The organism is Sulfuritortus calidifontis (assembly GCF_003967275.1).
GTDB lineage: Bacteria > Pseudomonadota > Gammaproteobacteria > Burkholderiales > Thiobacillaceae > Sulfuritortus > Sulfuritortus calidifontis.
The window spans coordinates 1,477,707-1,493,870 of sequence record NZ_AP018721.1; the positions used below are offsets into that span (position 1 = coordinate 1,477,707).

General features: G+C 65.5%; 15 protein-coding genes. 2 read left to right on the plus strand and 13 right to left on the minus strand.

Annotation, left to right across the window (positions count from 1 at the left end; translation table 11 throughout):
- From truA to aroC, 12 genes are all read right to left on the minus strand, one after another.
- Positions 1-819, minus strand: coding sequence for a tRNA pseudouridine(38-40) synthase TruA (truA, locus tag EL388_RS07775; protein ID WP_126461963.1), 819 nt, complete (start codon positions 817-819; stop codon positions 1-3).
- A complete protein-coding gene (locus EL388_RS07780; protein ID WP_126461964.1) occupies positions 804-1,412 on the minus strand; it encodes a hypothetical protein in 609 nt (202 codons plus the stop codon). Before EL388_RS07780 ends, truA begins: the two co-directional genes overlap by 16 nt.
- A gap of 19 nt (positions 1,413-1,431) precedes the next feature.
- Positions 1,432-4,131, minus strand: a complete 2,700-nt coding sequence (locus tag EL388_RS07785) for a motility hub landmark protein FimV (RefSeq protein WP_165919097.1) — start codon at positions 4,129-4,131, stop codon at positions 1,432-1,434.
- Positions 4,132-4,242: 111 nt separating this feature from the next.
- Positions 4,243-5,238 carry an Asd/ArgC dimerization domain-containing protein gene (locus EL388_RS07790; protein ID WP_126461970.1) on the minus strand — a complete coding sequence of 332 codons (996 nt, stop codon included), beginning with the start codon at positions 5,236-5,238 and terminating at the stop codon, positions 4,243-4,245.
- Complete coding sequence (asd, locus tag EL388_RS07795; RefSeq protein WP_126461973.1) at positions 5,238-6,350, minus strand: aspartate-semialdehyde dehydrogenase; 1,113 nt, start codon at positions 6,348-6,350, stop codon at positions 5,238-5,240. The genes EL388_RS07790 and asd overlap by 1 nt, the downstream gene beginning before the upstream one ends.
- Before the next feature lie 27 nt (positions 6,351-6,377).
- The gene (leuB, locus tag EL388_RS07800; protein ID WP_126461976.1) at positions 6,378-7,454 is read right to left on the minus strand and encodes a 3-isopropylmalate dehydrogenase; all 1,077 of its coding nucleotides are present in this window, start codon (positions 7,452-7,454) and stop codon (positions 6,378-6,380) included.
- 101 nt (positions 7,455-7,555) lie between these two features.
- The gene (gene leuD / locus EL388_RS07805) at positions 7,556-8,194 is read right to left on the minus strand and encodes a 3-isopropylmalate dehydratase small subunit (protein WP_126461979.1); all 639 of its coding nucleotides are present in this window, start codon (positions 8,192-8,194) and stop codon (positions 7,556-7,558) included.
- A complete protein-coding gene (locus EL388_RS07810) occupies positions 8,191-8,349 on the minus strand; it encodes an entericidin A/B family lipoprotein (RefSeq protein WP_476755994.1) in 159 nt (52 codons plus the stop codon). The genes leuD and EL388_RS07810 overlap by 4 nt, the downstream gene beginning before the upstream one ends.
- A 9-nt stretch (positions 8,350-8,358) precedes the next feature.
- A complete protein-coding gene (leuC, locus tag EL388_RS07815) occupies positions 8,359-9,765 on the minus strand; it encodes a 3-isopropylmalate dehydratase large subunit (RefSeq protein ID WP_126461982.1) in 1,407 nt (468 codons plus the stop codon).
- 47 nt (positions 9,766-9,812) lie between these two features.
- Positions 9,813-10,964: an MFS transporter gene (locus EL388_RS07820; RefSeq protein ID WP_126461985.1), complete on the minus strand. Its 1,152-nt coding sequence runs from the start codon at positions 10,962-10,964 to the stop codon at positions 9,813-9,815.
- Between the two features lie 44 nt (positions 10,965-11,008).
- Entirely contained in the window at positions 11,009-11,254 is a 246-nt protein-coding gene (locus EL388_RS07825; protein ID WP_126461988.1) for an HP1242/YdcH family protein, read from the minus strand.
- Between the two features lie 29 nt (positions 11,255-11,283).
- Positions 11,284-12,387, minus strand: coding sequence for a chorismate synthase (gene aroC, locus EL388_RS07830; RefSeq protein ID WP_126461991.1), 1,104 nt, complete (start codon positions 12,385-12,387; stop codon positions 11,284-11,286).
- A gap of 149 nt (positions 12,388-12,536) precedes the next feature.
- Between aroC and EL388_RS07835 the strand changes: the two genes are divergently transcribed.
- Positions 12,537-13,649 carry a diguanylate cyclase domain-containing protein gene (locus tag EL388_RS07835; protein ID WP_165919098.1) on the plus strand — a complete coding sequence of 371 codons (1,113 nt, stop codon included), beginning with the start codon at positions 12,537-12,539 and terminating at the stop codon, positions 13,647-13,649.
- Here the strand turns inward: EL388_RS07835 and EL388_RS07840 are convergent, their stop codons facing one another.
- The gene (locus tag EL388_RS07840) at positions 13,650-15,110 is read right to left on the minus strand and encodes a M17 family metallopeptidase (protein WP_420856641.1); all 1,461 of its coding nucleotides are present in this window, start codon (positions 15,108-15,110) and stop codon (positions 13,650-13,652) included. It abuts the gene before it with no gap.
- 82 nt (positions 15,111-15,192) lie between these two features.
- On the opposite strand from EL388_RS07840, the gene pdhA reads away from it, so the two are divergent.
- Positions 15,193-16,155 carry a pyruvate dehydrogenase (acetyl-transferring) E1 component subunit alpha gene (gene pdhA / locus EL388_RS07845; RefSeq protein ID WP_126462000.1) on the plus strand — a complete coding sequence of 321 codons (963 nt, stop codon included), beginning with the start codon at positions 15,193-15,195 and terminating at the stop codon, positions 16,153-16,155.
- Positions 16,156-16,164: the final 9 nt, after the last annotated feature.

Sequence of the window (16,164 nt, forward strand, 5' to 3'; positions counted from 1 at the left end):
TCAGAAAGACGGCATGATGCCAGCCGCGCCGGCAAATGCCCAGCCGGAGCGATCGACCGTGGCCGGCAGGCCCCACTTCGGGTCGTAGCGCACTGCACTCAGGTATAGGCCGTCGGCCGCGAAGGTGGCCGCGGCCTGGCTGCGGTCGCGCGATTCGAGCACTTCCTTGACCCATGCTGGCGAGCGCCGGCCGAGGCCGACCCAGACCAGGGCGCCGACCATGTTGCGCACCTGATGATGCAAGAAGGCATTGGCCCTGAATTCCAGGACGAAGAAATCGCCATGGCGAACGACGTTCAGCTCGCGCAGCTGGCGCACCGGCGACTTGGCCTGGCACTCGGCGGCGCGGAAGGCGGAAAAGTCATGTTCGCCCAATAGATGCGCGGCCGCCTCGACCATATTCGCCTGGTCGAGCGGCGCATGCACCCAACCCACCTTGCCGGCCAGCAAGGCCGGCCGCACCGGGTGATTGAGCAGGACATAGCGATAGGCCCGTTCCAGGGCGGCATAGCGGGCGTTGAATTCCTCCGACACCTGCTTAGCCCAGACCACGGCGACGCCCGGCGGCAGCAGGGCGTTGGTGCCGCGCAGCCAGGCGCTCTCGGGTCGGTCGTTGACCGCATCGAAGTGGACCACCTGGTTGAGCGCATGGACGCCGGCATCGGTGCGGCCGGCGACAATGGTCGAAACCGGCGCGCCGTGCACTTCGGCCAGCGCCGCCTCCAACGCGTCCTGCACCGCGCAGCCACCGGGCTGGGTCTGCCAGCCGCAGAACAGGCGACCGTCGTATTCGAGACCGAGGGCTATGCGGCCAGCCATAGCGACCCCAAGACCAGCACGGCCAGCGACAGGATCAGGCCATCGGCCAGACGCCAGGCCGGCAGGCTGAGCGTCAGCCTGTCCGGCAGGTTTAGGGCCATCGCCTCGGCATCGGCGCCGGCATCGACCAAGGGGCGTCGGCGCCTGGGCACGGGGTTGCCCAGGGCATGCAAGGTCAAGCCCAAGCGCAATGCGATGCGTTCCGCCGGCAGGCCGAGGGCGCGCAGGGGCCAGAGCAAACTGGCGATGCCCGCCAGCAGCGCGTCGGCCGGCAGGCGCAGGATCAGGAGGTCGATCAAGAGCAGCATCGCCGCCAGCCGCCAGGCCTGGATCAGACCGGCGATCACCCCTTCCCGGCTCGGACTATAGGTCAGGCCTTCGATCAGCGGCGCCCCCGGCAGTTGCCAGGCATAGACCAGGACCATGCCGAGCAGCAGCCAGCGGCTGCGTTGCAGCAATTGCAGCAGGCGCGCAAAGTCGGAGAACGACAAGGTGACCAGCAGCAGGCTGATGAGGCCCAGGTAGAAAAAACTCAGCCCCGGCAGGGCCAGGGCTGAGAGGATGGCGAGGAGGATGCGTGCGCCGGGATGCATGCGCTTCAGCTCATGGCGCTCAGACCGCCTCGGACAGGAGCTTGTTGGCCTCGGCCGCCTGCTGGCTGTTGCCTTCGGCCAGCACCTCTTGCAGGATTTCGCGCGCCCCTTCCTTGTCGCCCATCTCGATGTAGGCACGGGCCAGGTCGAGCTTGGTATTGACCTCGGCCCAGAGTTCGTCCTGGGCCTCGGCCGGGGTCTCGGCCACCGGCTCGGGCTCGGCTGCCACGCTGGCCTCGGCCTCGCTCAGGTTCAGGTTGCCGAAATCGAGGTCTGGCAGTTCCATCTCGGCCGCCGGCTCGGCGGCGGCCGGCGCCGGCATCTCGAGCGCCGGTTCGGCCTGGGTCTGGGGCTCAACCTGAGCGGCGGGCGCAAGCTCTGCGGCCGGCTCCGCCGACTCCAGCGCCAGATCGAGTCCACCGAAATCGAGGTTGGGCAAGGCCGAGGGCGCCGCCTCAGGTGCGGCGGCAGCCGGTTCTTCCGCGGCCGGCGGGGCCGATTCCCCGAGTTCCAGATTCAGGTCGCCGAAATCGAGGTCGGGCAGGGTCATTTCAGATGCCACGCTGGGGGCCGGCGCTTCGGCCAAGGCCTCGACCGGGATCGCCTCCGGCTCCGCCGGCATGCCCGGCATGGCTTCCAGGGCCTGCAGCATGTCGGGCTCGGCCACCTGTTCGGGCTCGGTCGCTTCGACCGCCTCAGGCGCCTGTGCCAGCTCGGCGCTGAAATCCAGGCTGGGCATGGCATCGAACGGGCCCGGCTCGGCCTCCGCGGCCGGCGGGGTCATGGTGAATTCGAAATCGAGGCCGGGGGGTAGAACGGAAGGCGCCGGCTCGGAAACCGGTTCGGCAGCCGGCATCTCCACCGCCGCCTCGGCCGCTGGCATCTCCATGTCCAGGACGCTGGCCGCCGCCGCGACCGCCGCCACCGCATAAAGCGGGTTGGCCGGGTCGATCTCGCGCCCCATGCCGGCGGCCTTGGTCCAGGATGGCGCAGCGGTATCGCCACCCAGGGCCGACTGCAGGTCGCGGGCGGTGGTCTCGAAGGTCGCGGTGTCCTTGCGGCCGTGATAGATCTCGAGCAGTTTGAGCAGGATGTCCTCGCGGCCCGGATTCTTGCTCAGGGCATCGCGCAGGATTTCTTCGGCCTGGGCATCCTTGCCGTAGGCGAGGTAGACCTCGGCCTCGGCGATGGGGTCGATCTCCTGGGTATCGATTGCGCCCAGGCCCAAACGGCTGAAATCGGTCAGCACGCTGCTTTCGGCCCGCGCTGCAGTGGGGACGGCAGTGGCAGCCGCCGCCGGGCCGGCAGTGGCACCGAACAAACCGGTATTCAGGCTGGCCAGATCACCCGGTTTATTTTGCTGGCGACGCCGACGCGCGATGGAAATGCCGAGCAGGGCGAGCAAGAGCACGCCGGCCAGACCGCCGCCCAGATAGAGCGGATTGGCCAGCAGGGTATCGATCAGGCCCGGCTCCGGCTTGGGCTCGGGTTTCGCTTCCGGTGCGGGTGCCGGTGCGGCAGGTTTGGCCGCTTCGACGGCGGGGGTAGGCGGCTGGGGTTCGGCCGGCTTGGCGTCGGGCACCGGCGCGGCGACAGGCTGTTGTGCCTTCAACTCGATCAGGCGCTGCAGGTCCTGCACCGTCTTTTCCAATTGGGCGACGCGATCCTGGGCCTCTTTCAGGGCCCGGCTCTTGGCCGCCAGGTCTTCTTCCAGCGCATGCAGGCGCTCGGTGGTCTTGGCGTCCACCTTGCCAGCGGTGACCGGCTCGCCCTTGGACAGCTTGAGCACGTCCTTGGCCGGCGCCGGGGCAGCGACTGGCGCGGCCGGCTTGGCGGCCTCGATCTTGCCGGTGGCGGCGGCCTTGTCCTTGGCCGGCTCCGGCGCGGCTTCGCGGGCCTGGGCCTGGGCGCGGGCGGCATGCCATTCGGCTGCCTGCTGTTGCACCATCTGCCGGGCATGGCTCGGGCTGGCCGCCAGCATCAGATTTTCGAGCTCGGGTACCTTGAGCACCTCGCCCTTCTTCAAGCGATTCATATTGCCGTCGAGGAAGGATTCCTTGTTGGCCTGGTACAGACCGACCATCATCTGTTCGATAGTGGCCGCCTCCGGTTTGAGCTTGCCGGCGATGCTGCGCAGGGTCTCGCCTTTTTTCACCGGACCGTATTCCTTAACCGCCGGCTTTTCTGCCTTGGCCGGCTTCGCCTCTTCCTTGACCGCGGGCTTGGTGACCTCGGCCGCTTTTTCCGCCGCGGCAGGTTTGCTCACGGTAGGCGCCGTGGTCGGTGTCGGCGCGGCACGTTCGACCGGCGCCGGCTTGGCCTCGGCCGGCGGATCCAGCAGCAGGGTGTATTCGCGCAAGAGGCGGCCGGAGGGCCAGTTCAGTTCGATCAGCAGATCGAGGAAGGGGTCGGTGATCGGCGCACTGGAGCTGACGCGGATGATCGGTTGGCCGTTGGGCCTGGTGTCGACGCTGAAGCGCAGGCTGTTCAGGGCATCCAGGCGCTCGATGCGGGCCTGGCGGAAGGCGTCGACGCTGGCGAGCCTGGCGCTGATCGATTGCATCTCCTCCTTGGTCACCGAGTAGAGCTCGATCTCGGCCTTGAGCGGCTGGCCCAGGGCCGACTGCACCGACAGGCGGCCTAGGCCGGCGGCGTCAGCCTGCCCCCATGCCAGCAATAACGCAGCGAGCAAGCCGCTGATCTTGGATGTTTTATGCATCGCTCCGTCCTCTGCCTTGTGGCCCTTTGCAGGATCCAGTGCCATTGTCGAGGCAGCCCGCAAGCCGCCTACGCAGTCAGTTAACTTATTGGGCTAAGTTAGCACCGAAGCTCATTGTTTTTCAACGCGGCGCTCGATGATCTGGGCAAGATTCATGGCCTCGGTACGGACATTGTCGCCCACAAGCCACAACTGGATGAAGCGCGCATCGCCCACGCCGCTCGCACGCAGGCGGCCGACGAAGGCATCGCTGCTCTCGGCGGCATCGGTCACCGGCGTCGGATAACCGCCCGGCAGATGCTCGTCCATCAGCACCACGCCCGGCGCGTTCTGCAAGCGGGTGCGGACATTTTCGATGCTGAGGCCCGCGCCGCCGGCAAGGTGCAGGGTAATGCTGTGACCGTAGAAGACCGGCGCCCAGGCCAGCGTCAACCGACAGACCGGCGCCTGCCGACCAAGCAGGTGCTGCAGGGCGGTCTGCGTCGCCAGCTCGCCCTGGCTCTCGCCATCGGGCAAAAGATCGCCGACCTGGGGAGTCAGGTTGAAGGCGATCTGCAGCGGAAACACCGTGCTGTCGATCGCGCTCAGGCTGAACAGCTGGCTCACCTGCTCGCGTAACTCGTCGATACCGGCCTGGCCCATGGCACTGACGGCCAGGTTGGCAAAACCATCTACCTGAGTGACGCCGAGGCTGGCGACCAGCGGACGCAGCACCCGAGCGGTGAGGCTTGCCACCGCATCCGGGACCAGCCAGAGTTTGCCCGGAGGGAATTCGGCATGCTCGGGATCGAGCCAGACCGCTTGGGGGTGCTGGGCCAAGACTTCGCCCAAACCCAGCACCGGCCGGCCGGCCGACAAAGCCGCGTCAACATGGCGCCTGGCGCCCCGGCTGCGCGTGGCGACGACCACCAGTTCGGCGCCGTTCCAGTCGAAGCCGGCGACCGGCTGGCAGGGAATCTGCGCGCCGTTGAACTCCACGCTGGTCTCGGCCTCGCCCAACGTCAGGGCTTGGACCTCTGCGATCGGCAGGTTGCGCTCTTCCAGCTCCTTGAACAGCGCCTCGGCCAGGGGCTCGTCGGCGCCGAGAACTACCAGCTTGAGCGTCATCAGGCCTCGAGCAGGATGCGCAGCATGCGGCGCAGCGGCTCGGCCGCGCCCCACAGCAGTTGGTCGCCGACGGTGAAGGCGGACAGGTACTGCGGGCCCATGTTCAGCTTGCGCATGCGGCCCACGGGCACGGTCAGGGTACCGGTGACGGCAGCCGGGGTCAGCTGCTCCATGGTGATTTGGCGGTCGTTCGGCACCACCTTCACCCACTGGTTGTGCGCGGCGATGATGCCGTGGATCTCGTCGAGAGGCACATCCTTCGTCAGCTTGATGGTCAGCGCCTGGCTGTGGCAGCGCATGGCGCCGATGCGCACGCACAGGCCGTCGATCGGGATCGGGCGGTCGGCGCGGCCGAGGATCTTGTTGCACTCGACCTGGGCCTTCCACTCTTCCTTGGATTGACCGGATTCTAGCTGGACGTCGATCCACGGGATGAGCGAGCCGGCCAGGGGCACCGGCCAGGCGTCGAGCGGATAGCGGTCGGAACGAATGAAGTCGGCGACCTTCTTGTCGATCTCCAGGATGGCGGAGGCCGGATCGTCGAGCAGGTCCTTCACCTCGCCGTTGATCGCACCCATCTGCTGGATCAGCTCGCGCATGTTGCGCGCACCGGCGCCGGAGGCGGCCTGGTAGGTCTGCGGCGCGATCCACTCGACCAGGCCCTTGTCGAACAGGCCGCCGATGGCCATGAGCATCAGCGACACCGTGCAGTTGCCGCCGACATAGGTCCGGATGCCCTTTTTCAGGCCGTCCTGGATCACGTTCTTGTTGACCGGGTCGAGGATGATGATCGCGTCGTCCTTCATCCGCAGAGTCGAGGCGGCGTCGATCCAGTAGCCCTGCCAGCCGCTGGCCATCAGCTTGGGGTACACCTCCTTGGTGTAGTCGCCGCCCTGGCAGGTGATGATCACGTCCATCGCCTTCAGTTCGTCGATGCTGTTGGCGTCCTTCAGCGGCGGTACGTCCTTGCCGATGTCCGGGCCCTTGCCGCCGGGGTTGGAGGTGGTGAAGAACACCGGATCGATCAGATCGAAATCCTTTTCCTCGCGCATGCGGCCCATGAGCACCGAGCCCACCATGCCGCGCCAACCGACCAGACCTACCTTCTTCATGACTGTTTTCCTCAATCCAAGAATCTTTTACATCGCCGCCACGACGGCATCGCCCATCTGGTTGCAGGATACCTTCTTGCAGCCTTCGGTGTAGATGTCGGCCGTGCGATAGCCTTGGGCGATCACCTTCTTCACCGCGTTCTCGATCCGGTCGGCGGTCGCCGCGTCGGCGAAGGTATAGCGATACATCATCGCCACCGACAGGATGGTCGCCAGCGGGTTGGCGATGTCCTTGCCGGCGATGTCCGGGGCCGAGCCGTGGATCGGCTCGTACATGCCCTTGTTGTTCTCATCGAGCGAGGCCGAGGGCAGCATGCCGATGGAACCGGACAGCATGGAGGCCTGGTCCGACAGGATGTCACCGAAGATGTTGCCGGTGACGATGACGTCGAACTGTTTGGGATTGCGCACCAGCTGCATGGCGGCGTTGTCGACGTACATGCTGGACAGCTCGACCTCGGGGTAGTCCCGGGCCACCTCGAGCACCACCTCGCGCCAAAGCTCGGAACATTCCAGCACGTTCGCCTTCTCCACCGAGCACAGGCGCTTGCCGCGCTTCATGGCGATGCCGAAGGCGACATGGGCCACCCGACGGATCTCCGATTCGGAATAGATCATGGTATTGAAGCCGACGCGCTCTGCCCGTCCATCAGGACCCGGCCTCATCTCGATGCCGCGCGGCTGGCCGAAATACACGTCGCCGGTCAGCTCGCGCACGATCATGATGTCCAGCCCCGCCACCACCTCGGGCTTGAGGGTCGAGGCCGAGGCGAGTTCGGGATAGAGCAGCGCCGGACGCAGGTTGGCGAAGAGATTCAATTCCTTGCGGATGCGCAGCAGGCCGCGCTCCGGGCGCAGGGGGCGGTCGAGGGTGTCGTACTGCGGCCCCCCGACGGCGCCGAGCAGGACGGCATCGGCCGCGCGGGCCAGTTTCAGCGTGGCCTCGGGCAGCGGGTCGCGCGCCGCGTCGTAGCCGGCACCGCCGATGGGCGCATGCTCCATCTCGATCTTCATGCCGTCCTTGTTCAGGACCTCGAGCACCTTGACCGCCTGGGCGACGATCTCCGGACCAATGCCGTCACCCGGCAAGACTGCGAGTTTCATATCAATATTCCTCAGCTATGCCACCGTCATTCCCGCGAAAGCGGGAATCCAGTGATTTTCAATGCTGTATGGATTCCCGCCTATGCGGGAATGACAACTTGTTAAGCAAACAACCACGGCGTTTCGTTCTTGCGCCGCGCCTCGTAGGCCTTGATCTTGTCCACGTGCTGCAGCGTGATGCCGATGTCGTCCAAGCCGTTGAGCAGACGGTGCTTGCGCTCGGCATCGACCTCGAACGGGATCGCCTCGCCGGTCGGCGTGGTCACGGTCTGTGCGGCCAGGTCCACGGTCAGGGCATAGCCTTCGTGGACCTCGGTCTCCTTGAACAACCTGTCCACCACCTCGGCCGGCAGCACGATGGGCAGCAGGCCGTTCTTGAAGCAGTTGTTGTAGAAGATGTCGGCGAAGCTCGGCGCGATGATGACGCGGAAGCCATAATCCTCCAGCGCCCAGGGCGCATGCTCGCGCGAGGAGCCGCAGCCGAAGTTCTCGCGCGCCAGCAGCACCGAGGCACCCTGATAGCGCGGCTGGTTGAGCACGAAGTCGGGGTTGAGCGGGCGCTTGCTGCAATCCTGTCCCGGCTCGCCGCGATCAAGATAGCGCCACTCGTCGAAGGCGTTGGGGCCGAAGCCGCTGCGCTTGATCGATTTCAGGAACTGCTTGGGGATGATGGCATCGGTGTCGACGTTGGCGCGGTCGAGCGGCACCACCAGCCCGTCATGTTTGACGAAGGGTTTCATTTGGCCGACTTCTGGATGGCCTCGCCGGCCTTTTCCACATCCTGGCCGATGCCGCGCACGGTGTTGCAGCCATACAGGCTGAACACGACACCCACGGCCACGGCCAGCAGGGCAATCTTCACCACACCAAACATAATCAGCTTCCGCGGATTCATCTCATTTCCTCACGAAAGATTACGAACATCGACGAAATGGCCGTACACGGCAGCGGCCGCCGCCATGGCCGGGCTCACCAGATGGGTGCGACCGCCCTGCCCCTGTCGCCCCTCGAAATTGCGGTTCGAGGTGGAGGCGCAGCGCTCGCCCGGCTCCAGCCGGTCGGCATTCATGGCCAGGCACATGGAGCAGCCCGGGTCGCGCCACTCGAAACCGGCCGCCTTGAAGATTTGATCGAGCCCCTCGGCCTCGGCCTGTTCCTTCACCAGACCCGAACCCGGCACCACCATGGCCAGTTTCACGTTGCCGGCCACCTTGCGGCCTTTCGCCACGGCAGCCGCCTCGCGCAGGTCCTCGATGCGGGAATTGGTGCAGGAGCCGATGAACACCTTGTCCACCGCGATCTCCGAGATCGGCGTATGCGATTTAAGACCCATGTATTGCAGCGCGCGTTCCCAGTCGCCCTTCTTCACGGCATTGGGCGCCTCGGCCGGATCGGGCACCCGGCCGTCGACCGGCACCACCATCTCGGGCGAGGTGCCCCAGGTGACCTGGGGCTTGATCTCTTCCGCCTTCAACTCGACCACGGCATCGAACTTCGCATCGGCGTCGGAGACCAGGGTCCGCCAGTAGGCCACGGCCTGGTCCCACTGGGCGCCCTGTGGCGCATAGGGCCGGCCGCGCAGGTAATCGACGGTCTTGTCGTCCACCGCCACCATGCCGGCGCGGGCGCCCGCCTCGATCGCCATGTTGCAGATCGACATGCGGCCTTCCATGGACAGCGAACGGATGGCCGAGCCGCCGAACTCGAGGGCATAGCCGGTGCCGCCGGCGGTACCGATCTTGCCGATCACGGCCAGCACGATGTCCTTGCCGGTGACGCCGCGACCCAGCTGGCCCTCGACCTTGACCAGCATGGACTTGGATTTCTTCTGCCACAGGCACTGGGTGGCCAGCACATGCTCCACCTCGGAAGTGCCGATGCCGAAGGCCAGGGCGGCGAAGGCGCCGTGGGTGCTGGTATGCGAGTCGCCGCAGACCAGGGTCATGCCCGGCTGGGTGAAGCCCTCTTCCGGACCGATGACGTGGACGATGCCCTGGCGCTTGTCGTTCATGGCGAACTCGGTCAGGCCGAAGTCGCGGCAGTTGGCGTCCAGGGTCTCGACCTGGGTGCGCGAGATCGGGTCGGCGATACCCTTGTCGCGGTCGGTGGTCGGCACGTTGTGGTCGGGCGTGGCCAGCACGGACTTCACGCGCCAGACCTTGCGGCCAGCCAGCTTCAGACCCTCGAAGGCCTGGGGACTGGTCACTTCGTGCACCAGATGGCGGTCGATATAGAGCAAGGCCGTGCCATCGGGCTCGACATGGACCACATGGGCATCCCACAACTTGTCGTAAAGGGTACGGGCGGACATAAGGCAAACCAGGTCGGAAAGGCGCGAATTATCGCATTTACAGTGGCTTACGCGCTAGCCGGACGCCGTCCCTTCCAAGCGAAAACAGCGGCCGCCAGCGCGGCGCAGGCGGCGGCCAGGCTGAAGGTGACGCCCGCCCCCAGACCGTCCCAGGCGGCGCCGGAATACAGGCTGCCCAGGGTACCGCCGAAGCCGAAGGCCAGGCTGTTGTAGAGCCCCTGGCCGCGGGCCATGTTGCGACCGCGGAAGTGGCGATGGACCAGGGCCATGGCCGAGGCGTGGTAGGCGCCGAAGGTCAGGGCGTGCAGCATTTGGGCGAAGAGCAGCAAGGGCAGGCTGTCGACCTGCCAGGCGATGATGAGGAAGCGCACCGCCGCCGCGGCCAGGGTGAGCAGAAGCACGGTCTCCGCCCGCAGTCGCCTGAACACCCGGGGCATGGCCAGGAACACCCCGATCTCGCAGATCACGCCCAGGGCCCAGAGCCAGCCGGCCAGGGTCTTGCTGTAGCCGGCATCGACCAGGTGGATGGTGAAGAAGGTGTAGTACGGCCCGTGCGCCGCGGCCATGAGGATGGCGGCCGCCAGCAGGGCGATCACCTCCGGCCGCTTGAGCACGCTCCTCAAAGAAGCCTGTTCGGTCTCGAGGGTATTGATCTCCGCCTCGGGGATGAAACGGGCGAACAGGGCCACCCCGATGAGCAGAACCAGCACCACCCAGAGCAGGCTCTCGACCGGCCAATGATCGAGCATGGCACCCAGGCCGACCACGACCAGGATGAAGCCGATGGAACCCCAGAGCCGGATGTTGCCGTAGCGCTCGGTGCGGTCCTTCAGGTGCGACAGCGTGGTGGCCTCGACCAGGGGCAGGGAGGCGCTCCAGAAGAAGCTGATCAGGCTCATCACCGCGAACAGCCACCAGAAGCCGGTGCCGAAGAACACCCCCAGGTAGGAGACGACGCAGATCGCCGCCACCATCTGCACGATGGCCACCCGACGGCCGGTACGGTCGGCAACATGGCCCCAGATGTTGGGCGCGAAGATGCGCATCACCTGCAGCAGCGACATCAGGATGCCGATCTGCAGGGCGCTGAACTCGAGCGAACGCAAATACAGGCTCCAGTACGGCGCCATGGCGCCGACGAAGGCGAAATAGAAGAAATAGAAACCGGACAGGCGCCAGTACGGCAGGGAATGCGGCATGGGATGGCGAAATGGGCGCGCCCGTCAGGCGGCGCCCCGGGCGCTCAGGCCTTGGCGGCCAACAGCATCTGGTACAGCTCGTCTTTCAGGGCCAGGCGCTTCTTCTTCAGGTCTTCGGCATAGACATCCGAGGTCGGCTCGATGTTCTGCTCGATCCGGTGGATCTCACGGTCGACCGCGTGATATTCGTCATAGAGCTTGGCGAAATGGGCGTTGCCGCGCTTGAGCTCGCGCATGGTTTCCTTGTGTTCGGGAAACTCGTGGGCGAGATCGTGGGATTCGAGTTCCATGGCCTAACTCCTGAAAATGGTAGGAAGGTTCAACGCGGCGCCTGGCCGGGGATAGGCGGCGTCGGACAGCGCACGTCGGCGTTCTGGCCGCGATGGCGCAGGACATGATCCATCAGCACGATGGCCAGCATGGCCTCGGCGATCGGCGTCGCCCGGATGCCGACACAGGGGTCGTGCCGGCCGTGGGTCACCACCTCGACCGGCTCGCCGGCCAGGTTGATCGAGCGCCCGGGCAAGCGGATGCTGGAAGTCGGCTTGATCGCGATCGAGGCGAGGATGTCCTGGCCGGTGGAGATGCCGCCCAGGATGCCGCCGGCGTGGTTCGACAAAAAGCCCTGCGGAGTCAGCTCGTCCCGGTGCTCGGTGCCCTTCTGGGCGACGCTGGCGAAACCATCGCCGATCTCCACCCCCTTCACCGCATTGATGCTCATCAGGGCATGGGCGAGGTCGGCATCCAGCCGGTCGTAGACCGGCTCGCCCAGGCCGACCGGCACCTTTTCCGCCACCACGTTGATGCGGGCGCCGACCGAGTTGCCCTCGCGGCGCAGGGCATCCATATAAGCCTCCAGCTCGGCGACGATGCCGGCATTGGGCGCGAAGAAGGCATTGTCGGCCACCGCCTCCCAGCTCTGGAACGGCACCACGATCGGGCCGAGCTGGGCCAGATAGCCGCGGATGACCGTACCGTAGCGCTCGTGCAGCCACTTCTTGGCGATGGCCCCGGCGGCGACCCGCACGGCGGTCTCCCGGGCCGAGGAACGGCCGCCGCCCTTGTAGTCGCGGATGCCGTATTTCTGCCAGTAGGTGTAGTCGGCGTGGCCCGGGCGGAAGGTCTGGGCGATCTCGGAATAGTCCTTGCTGCGCTGGTCCTCGTTGCGGATCAGCAGGGCGATGGGCGTGCCGGTGGTCCTGCCGTCGAACACGCCGGACAGGATCTCCACCGTGTCCGATTCGCGCCGCTGGGTGACGTGGCGCGAGGTGCCGGGCTTGCGCCGGTCGAGGTCGATCTGGATGTCTTCGGCCGTCAACGCCAGCCCGGGCGGGCAGCCGTCGACCACGCAGCCGATGGCCGGGCCGTGGGATTCGCCGAAAGACGTGACGCAGAAGGAAGTGCCAATCGTATTACCGGACATTACGCAGCCTGTTAGTGATTTCTACGGATTTTAACCCAAGCACTTTGGAAAAACCCCGGCCGGCATACGTAGTTGCCCTTGGGTGCCGCCCGGAAGCCCTCAACCGCGCGGGTTTATAGACTTCAGGCATGAAATCAGCCAACGCATCCATGCCCTCACGCCCCCGCTTCCTCATTGCGGGCACGGCGCTATTGACCCTGTTCGCCACCGAGATCTACCTGGCTCGCCTGCTCGACCGTGGTGACTTCCTCATCCACGTCCTGCTCGACCTGGTCCTGTTCGGCCTGGTGTTCGGCCCGATTGCCTGGTTTACCGTGTTCCGCCCACTGCTCACCCGTGAGACCAGCCAGGAGAACGAACTCAACCTGTTGAGCCGCGCGCTCACCGCGACCAGCAACGCCGTCTTCATCACCGATCGGGCCGGCAACATCGCCTGGGCCAACGAGGCCTTCTCCAAGCTGTGCGGCTACGAGATCGAGGAAATCCTCGGCCGCAACCCGCGTTTTCTGCAATCCGGCCTGCAAAGCCCCTCCTACTACAAGGAGATGTGGGCCACCATCCTGTCCGGCCAGAGCTGGATCAGCGAGACGCTGGAGCGGCACAAGAACGGCCACACCTATACCGTGCGCCAGACCATAACCCCGATCATGGACGAGTTGCAGCAGATCACCCACTTCATCGCCATGCACGACGACATCACGGCCATGAAGGAGGCGGAGGCACGCATACATCGCATCGCCCACCACGACGCCTTGACCGGGCTGTCCAACCGCATCCTGTTCAAGGATCGCCTCAAACAGGCGCTGCGCCTGGCCAAGCGCAACAAGGAGGCCCTGGCCCTGCTCTATATCGACCTCGATCGCTTCAAACCGGTGAACGACACCCTCGGCCACGCCGTCGGCGACATGCTGCTGAAAGCGGTGGCCAAGCGCCTGCGCCGCTGCGTGCGCGACAGCGACACGGTCTCCCGTCTGGGCGGCGACGAATTCACCGTCATCCTGCCGACCATCAACCAGGCGGACGATGCCGGCAAGGTCGCGATGAAGATCATTCAGGCATTGGAAAAGCCCTTCAGCATCCAGGGCCACGAGATCCGAATCGGCAGCAGCATCGGCATCGCCATCTACATGCGCGACTCCGACAACGCCGGCGACCTCATGCAGATGGCCGATGCCGCCATGTACGTGGCCAAGACCGAGGGCCGCAACACCTACCGTTTCTATGCGGCGCCGCAGGCCGAAAGCGGGGACGCGCCGGCCTGATCAGCCGGCCAGCCGTTCCAGCACGCCCAGGCCGAGAGCGACGCCGAAGCCGGTGATGTCCGATCCGACCGCACCCAGACCGCCCTTGCAGCGGCTGGCCGACAGGTCGATATGCAGCCAGGGCGCTTCCGCCACGAAGCGGTTGAGAAAACGTGCCGCCAGGATGTGGTCGGCCTCGCCGTCGAGCGTGCATTGCTTGACGTCGGCCACCTTGGATTCCAACGCCTCGTCGTAGTCCTCCGGCACCGGAAACGCCACCACCCGCTCACCGCACTGCATCCCAGCCGCCACCGCCGCCAGCGCCAGGTCGTCCCGATTGGCCAACACCCCGCTCATGCGCTCGCCCAGCGCCACGGCCATGCTGCCGGTCAGGGTCGCGAAGTCGATGATCGCGGCCGGCTTCGCGCGGGCCGCCAGGGTCAGGGTATCGGCCAGCACCATGCGGCCTTCGGCATCGGTATGCACGATCTCGATGGTGGTGCCGTTGAACGCGGTGACCACCTCGTTCTGGGTGTAGGCCTCGGGTGAAAGATGGTTCTGGGCGATGGCCAGCCAGACGTCCAGGCGCACCGGCAGCTTCAGCCGGGTCGCCGCCAGCAGCAGGCCCAGGGCGACGGCGGAGCCGTTCATGTCGTCGTGCATGTTGTGCATGTAGCGGGCGGGCTTCAGGTTGTGACCGCCAGTGTCGAAACAAATGCCCTTGCCGACCAGGGCATAACCCGCCTTCGCCCGCTTCGGCGTGTAGCTCAGGTGCACGATCGCCGCGTCTTCGTGCTGGCTGCCGCGGGCGACGGCGAGAAAGGCGCCGGCCTTGAGCCTGCGCAGCTTTTTCACGTCGAGTTCCTCGATGCCCCAGCCTTCGGCCTTGGCCAGTTTGACCACACGCTGGCGATAACTGCGTGGCGTCAGCTCGTTCGGCGGCAGCATGGTCAGCTGTCGGGCCAGGGCATTGCCCTCGGCCAGCGCACGGATGCGGGCGAAGCCATCCGGACTCTGGCAGCCATGGAGATGGATTTTTTTCAGCGGTTTCGCGGTCTGCTTGCTCTTGTAGCTGGGCAAGGTCGTGCCATTGAGCCAGGCCACATAGACCGCCGCCTCCGCAGCAGGCAAGCGGGCAGCAGCCGGACCATGTACGGCGATATGAATCTCCGTCGGCTGCTCCTCGAGCAGAGGCTGCAGCGCCTTGCGCAGAGAGGCGTGCCGATCGAAGGCACTCGCCTTGGCATCGAGCATGAGCCAGGCCTCCAGGCCGCCAGCCTCGTTCTCGCAAGTGACCGGGGATTTCGCCAGTTCCTTCCGCTTCATCTGCTTGCGCTTGAGGACGGCGAGCAGACGCTCGCTGGCGGGAATTTTTTCAAGCGCAGCGCCTTCGATCACAACATGCAGCACATGGCCGACGACGCCGGTTTTCAGGCCGGAAAAATCCTTTTTCGTTTCAACGAGTTCAGCTAGTGAGTTCACATTCATTCTCCGGCAAATCCTTGACCTGACGCGGCCTTTCCGCGATCATACCGCGATTTTTTCAACCCAGAGGTCTAGCTCAATGAAGCTGAAAGATCGTAAGCGGGTGCTGCGCGAGATGATTCTGGCCCGGCGTTTCGAAGAGCGCTGCTATCAGGCCTATATCGAGCGCAAGATCGGCGGATTCCTGCATCTTTATCCCGGCCAGGAGGCCTGCTGCTTTGGCGTCATGGAAGCGGCCCGTCCCGGCTTCGACTACGTCATCACCGGTTATCGCGACCACGTGCACGCCATCAAATGCGGCGCCGATCCCAAGGCGGTGATGGCCGAGCTCTACGGCAAGGAGACCGGCTGCTCCAAAGGCCGCGGCGGCTCCATGCACATCTTCGACGTGGCGCACCGCTTCATGGGCGGCTATGCCCTGGTCGGCGGCCCCTTCCCGCTCGCCGCCGGCATGGCCAAGGCGATCCAGATGAAGGGCGGTGACGAGATCGCCATCTGCTTCCTGGGCGACTCCGCCAACAACCAGGGTACCTTCCACGAGACCATGAACATGGCCGCGCTGTGGAACTTGCCCGTGCTCTTCGTCTGCGAGAACAACCTCTACGGCATCGGCACCGCCCTGCACCGTTCCACCGCCGTGGTCGATCAGTACAAGCGGGTCTGCGCCTACGGCATCGAGTCCGACGTCTGCGACGGCCAGGACATCGAGGTGGTGCTGGAGCACGCCCACAAGGCGGTCGAATACGTGCGCTCGCGCAAGGGCCCATATTTCCTGGAGCTGAAGACCTATCGCTACCGCGGCCACTCCATGTCCGACTCGCGCGGCTATCGCAGCCGCGAGGAAGAGGAGCAATGGAAGCAGCGCGATCCGATCAACATCCTGCGCGACCGCATGATCGCCGAGGACAAATACACCATGGCCGAGTTCGAAGCCCTGGAAAAAGAAATCGACGATTACATCGAAAACGAAGTGATCAAATTTGCCGAGGAGTCGCCCGACCCCAAGGTCGAGGAGCTCACCAAATACGTGCTGGCGGATTGAATGAAGCAG

Coding starts and splice junctions, on each gene's coding strand:
- EL388_RS07780 (WP_126461964.1), bottom strand. CDS start 1,412: ATGCATCCCGGCGCACGCATCCTCCTCGCCATCCTCTCAGCCCTGGCC.
- pdhA (WP_126462000.1), top strand. CDS start 15,193: ATGAAGCTGAAAGATCGTAAGCGGGTGCTGCGCGAGATGATTCTGGCC.
- EL388_RS07785 (WP_165919097.1), bottom strand. CDS start 4,131: ATGCATAAAACATCCAAGATCAGCGGCTTGCTCGCTGCGTTATTGCTG.
- EL388_RS07835 (WP_165919098.1), top strand. CDS start 12,537: ATGCCCTCACGCCCCCGCTTCCTCATTGCGGGCACGGCGCTATTGACC.
- EL388_RS07825 (WP_126461988.1), bottom strand. CDS start 11,254: ATGGAACTCGAATCCCACGATCTCGCCCACGAGTTTCCCGAACACAAG.
- asd (WP_126461973.1), bottom strand. CDS start 6,350: ATGAAGAAGGTAGGTCTGGTCGGTTGGCGCGGCATGGTGGGCTCGGTG.
- EL388_RS07790 (WP_126461970.1), bottom strand. CDS start 5,238: ATGACGCTCAAGCTGGTAGTTCTCGGCGCCGACGAGCCCCTGGCCGAG.
- leuD (WP_126461979.1), bottom strand. CDS start 8,194: ATGAAACCCTTCGTCAAACATGACGGGCTGGTGGTGCCGCTCGACCGC.
- leuB (WP_126461976.1), bottom strand. CDS start 7,454: ATGAAACTCGCAGTCTTGCCGGGTGACGGCATTGGTCCGGAGATCGTC.
- EL388_RS07820 (WP_126461985.1), bottom strand. CDS start 10,964: ATGCCGCATTCCCTGCCGTACTGGCGCCTGTCCGGTTTCTATTTCTTC.
- aroC (WP_126461991.1), bottom strand. CDS start 12,387: ATGTCCGGTAATACGATTGGCACTTCCTTCTGCGTCACGTCTTTCGGC.
- EL388_RS07810 (WP_476755994.1), bottom strand. CDS start 8,349: ATGAATCCGCGGAAGCTGATTATGTTTGGTGTGGTGAAGATTGCCCTG.
- truA (WP_126461963.1), bottom strand. CDS start 819: ATGGCTGGCCGCATAGCCCTCGGTCTCGAATACGACGGTCGCCTGTTC.
- leuC (WP_126461982.1), bottom strand. CDS start 9,765: ATGTCCGCCCGTACCCTTTACGACAAGTTGTGGGATGCCCATGTGGTC.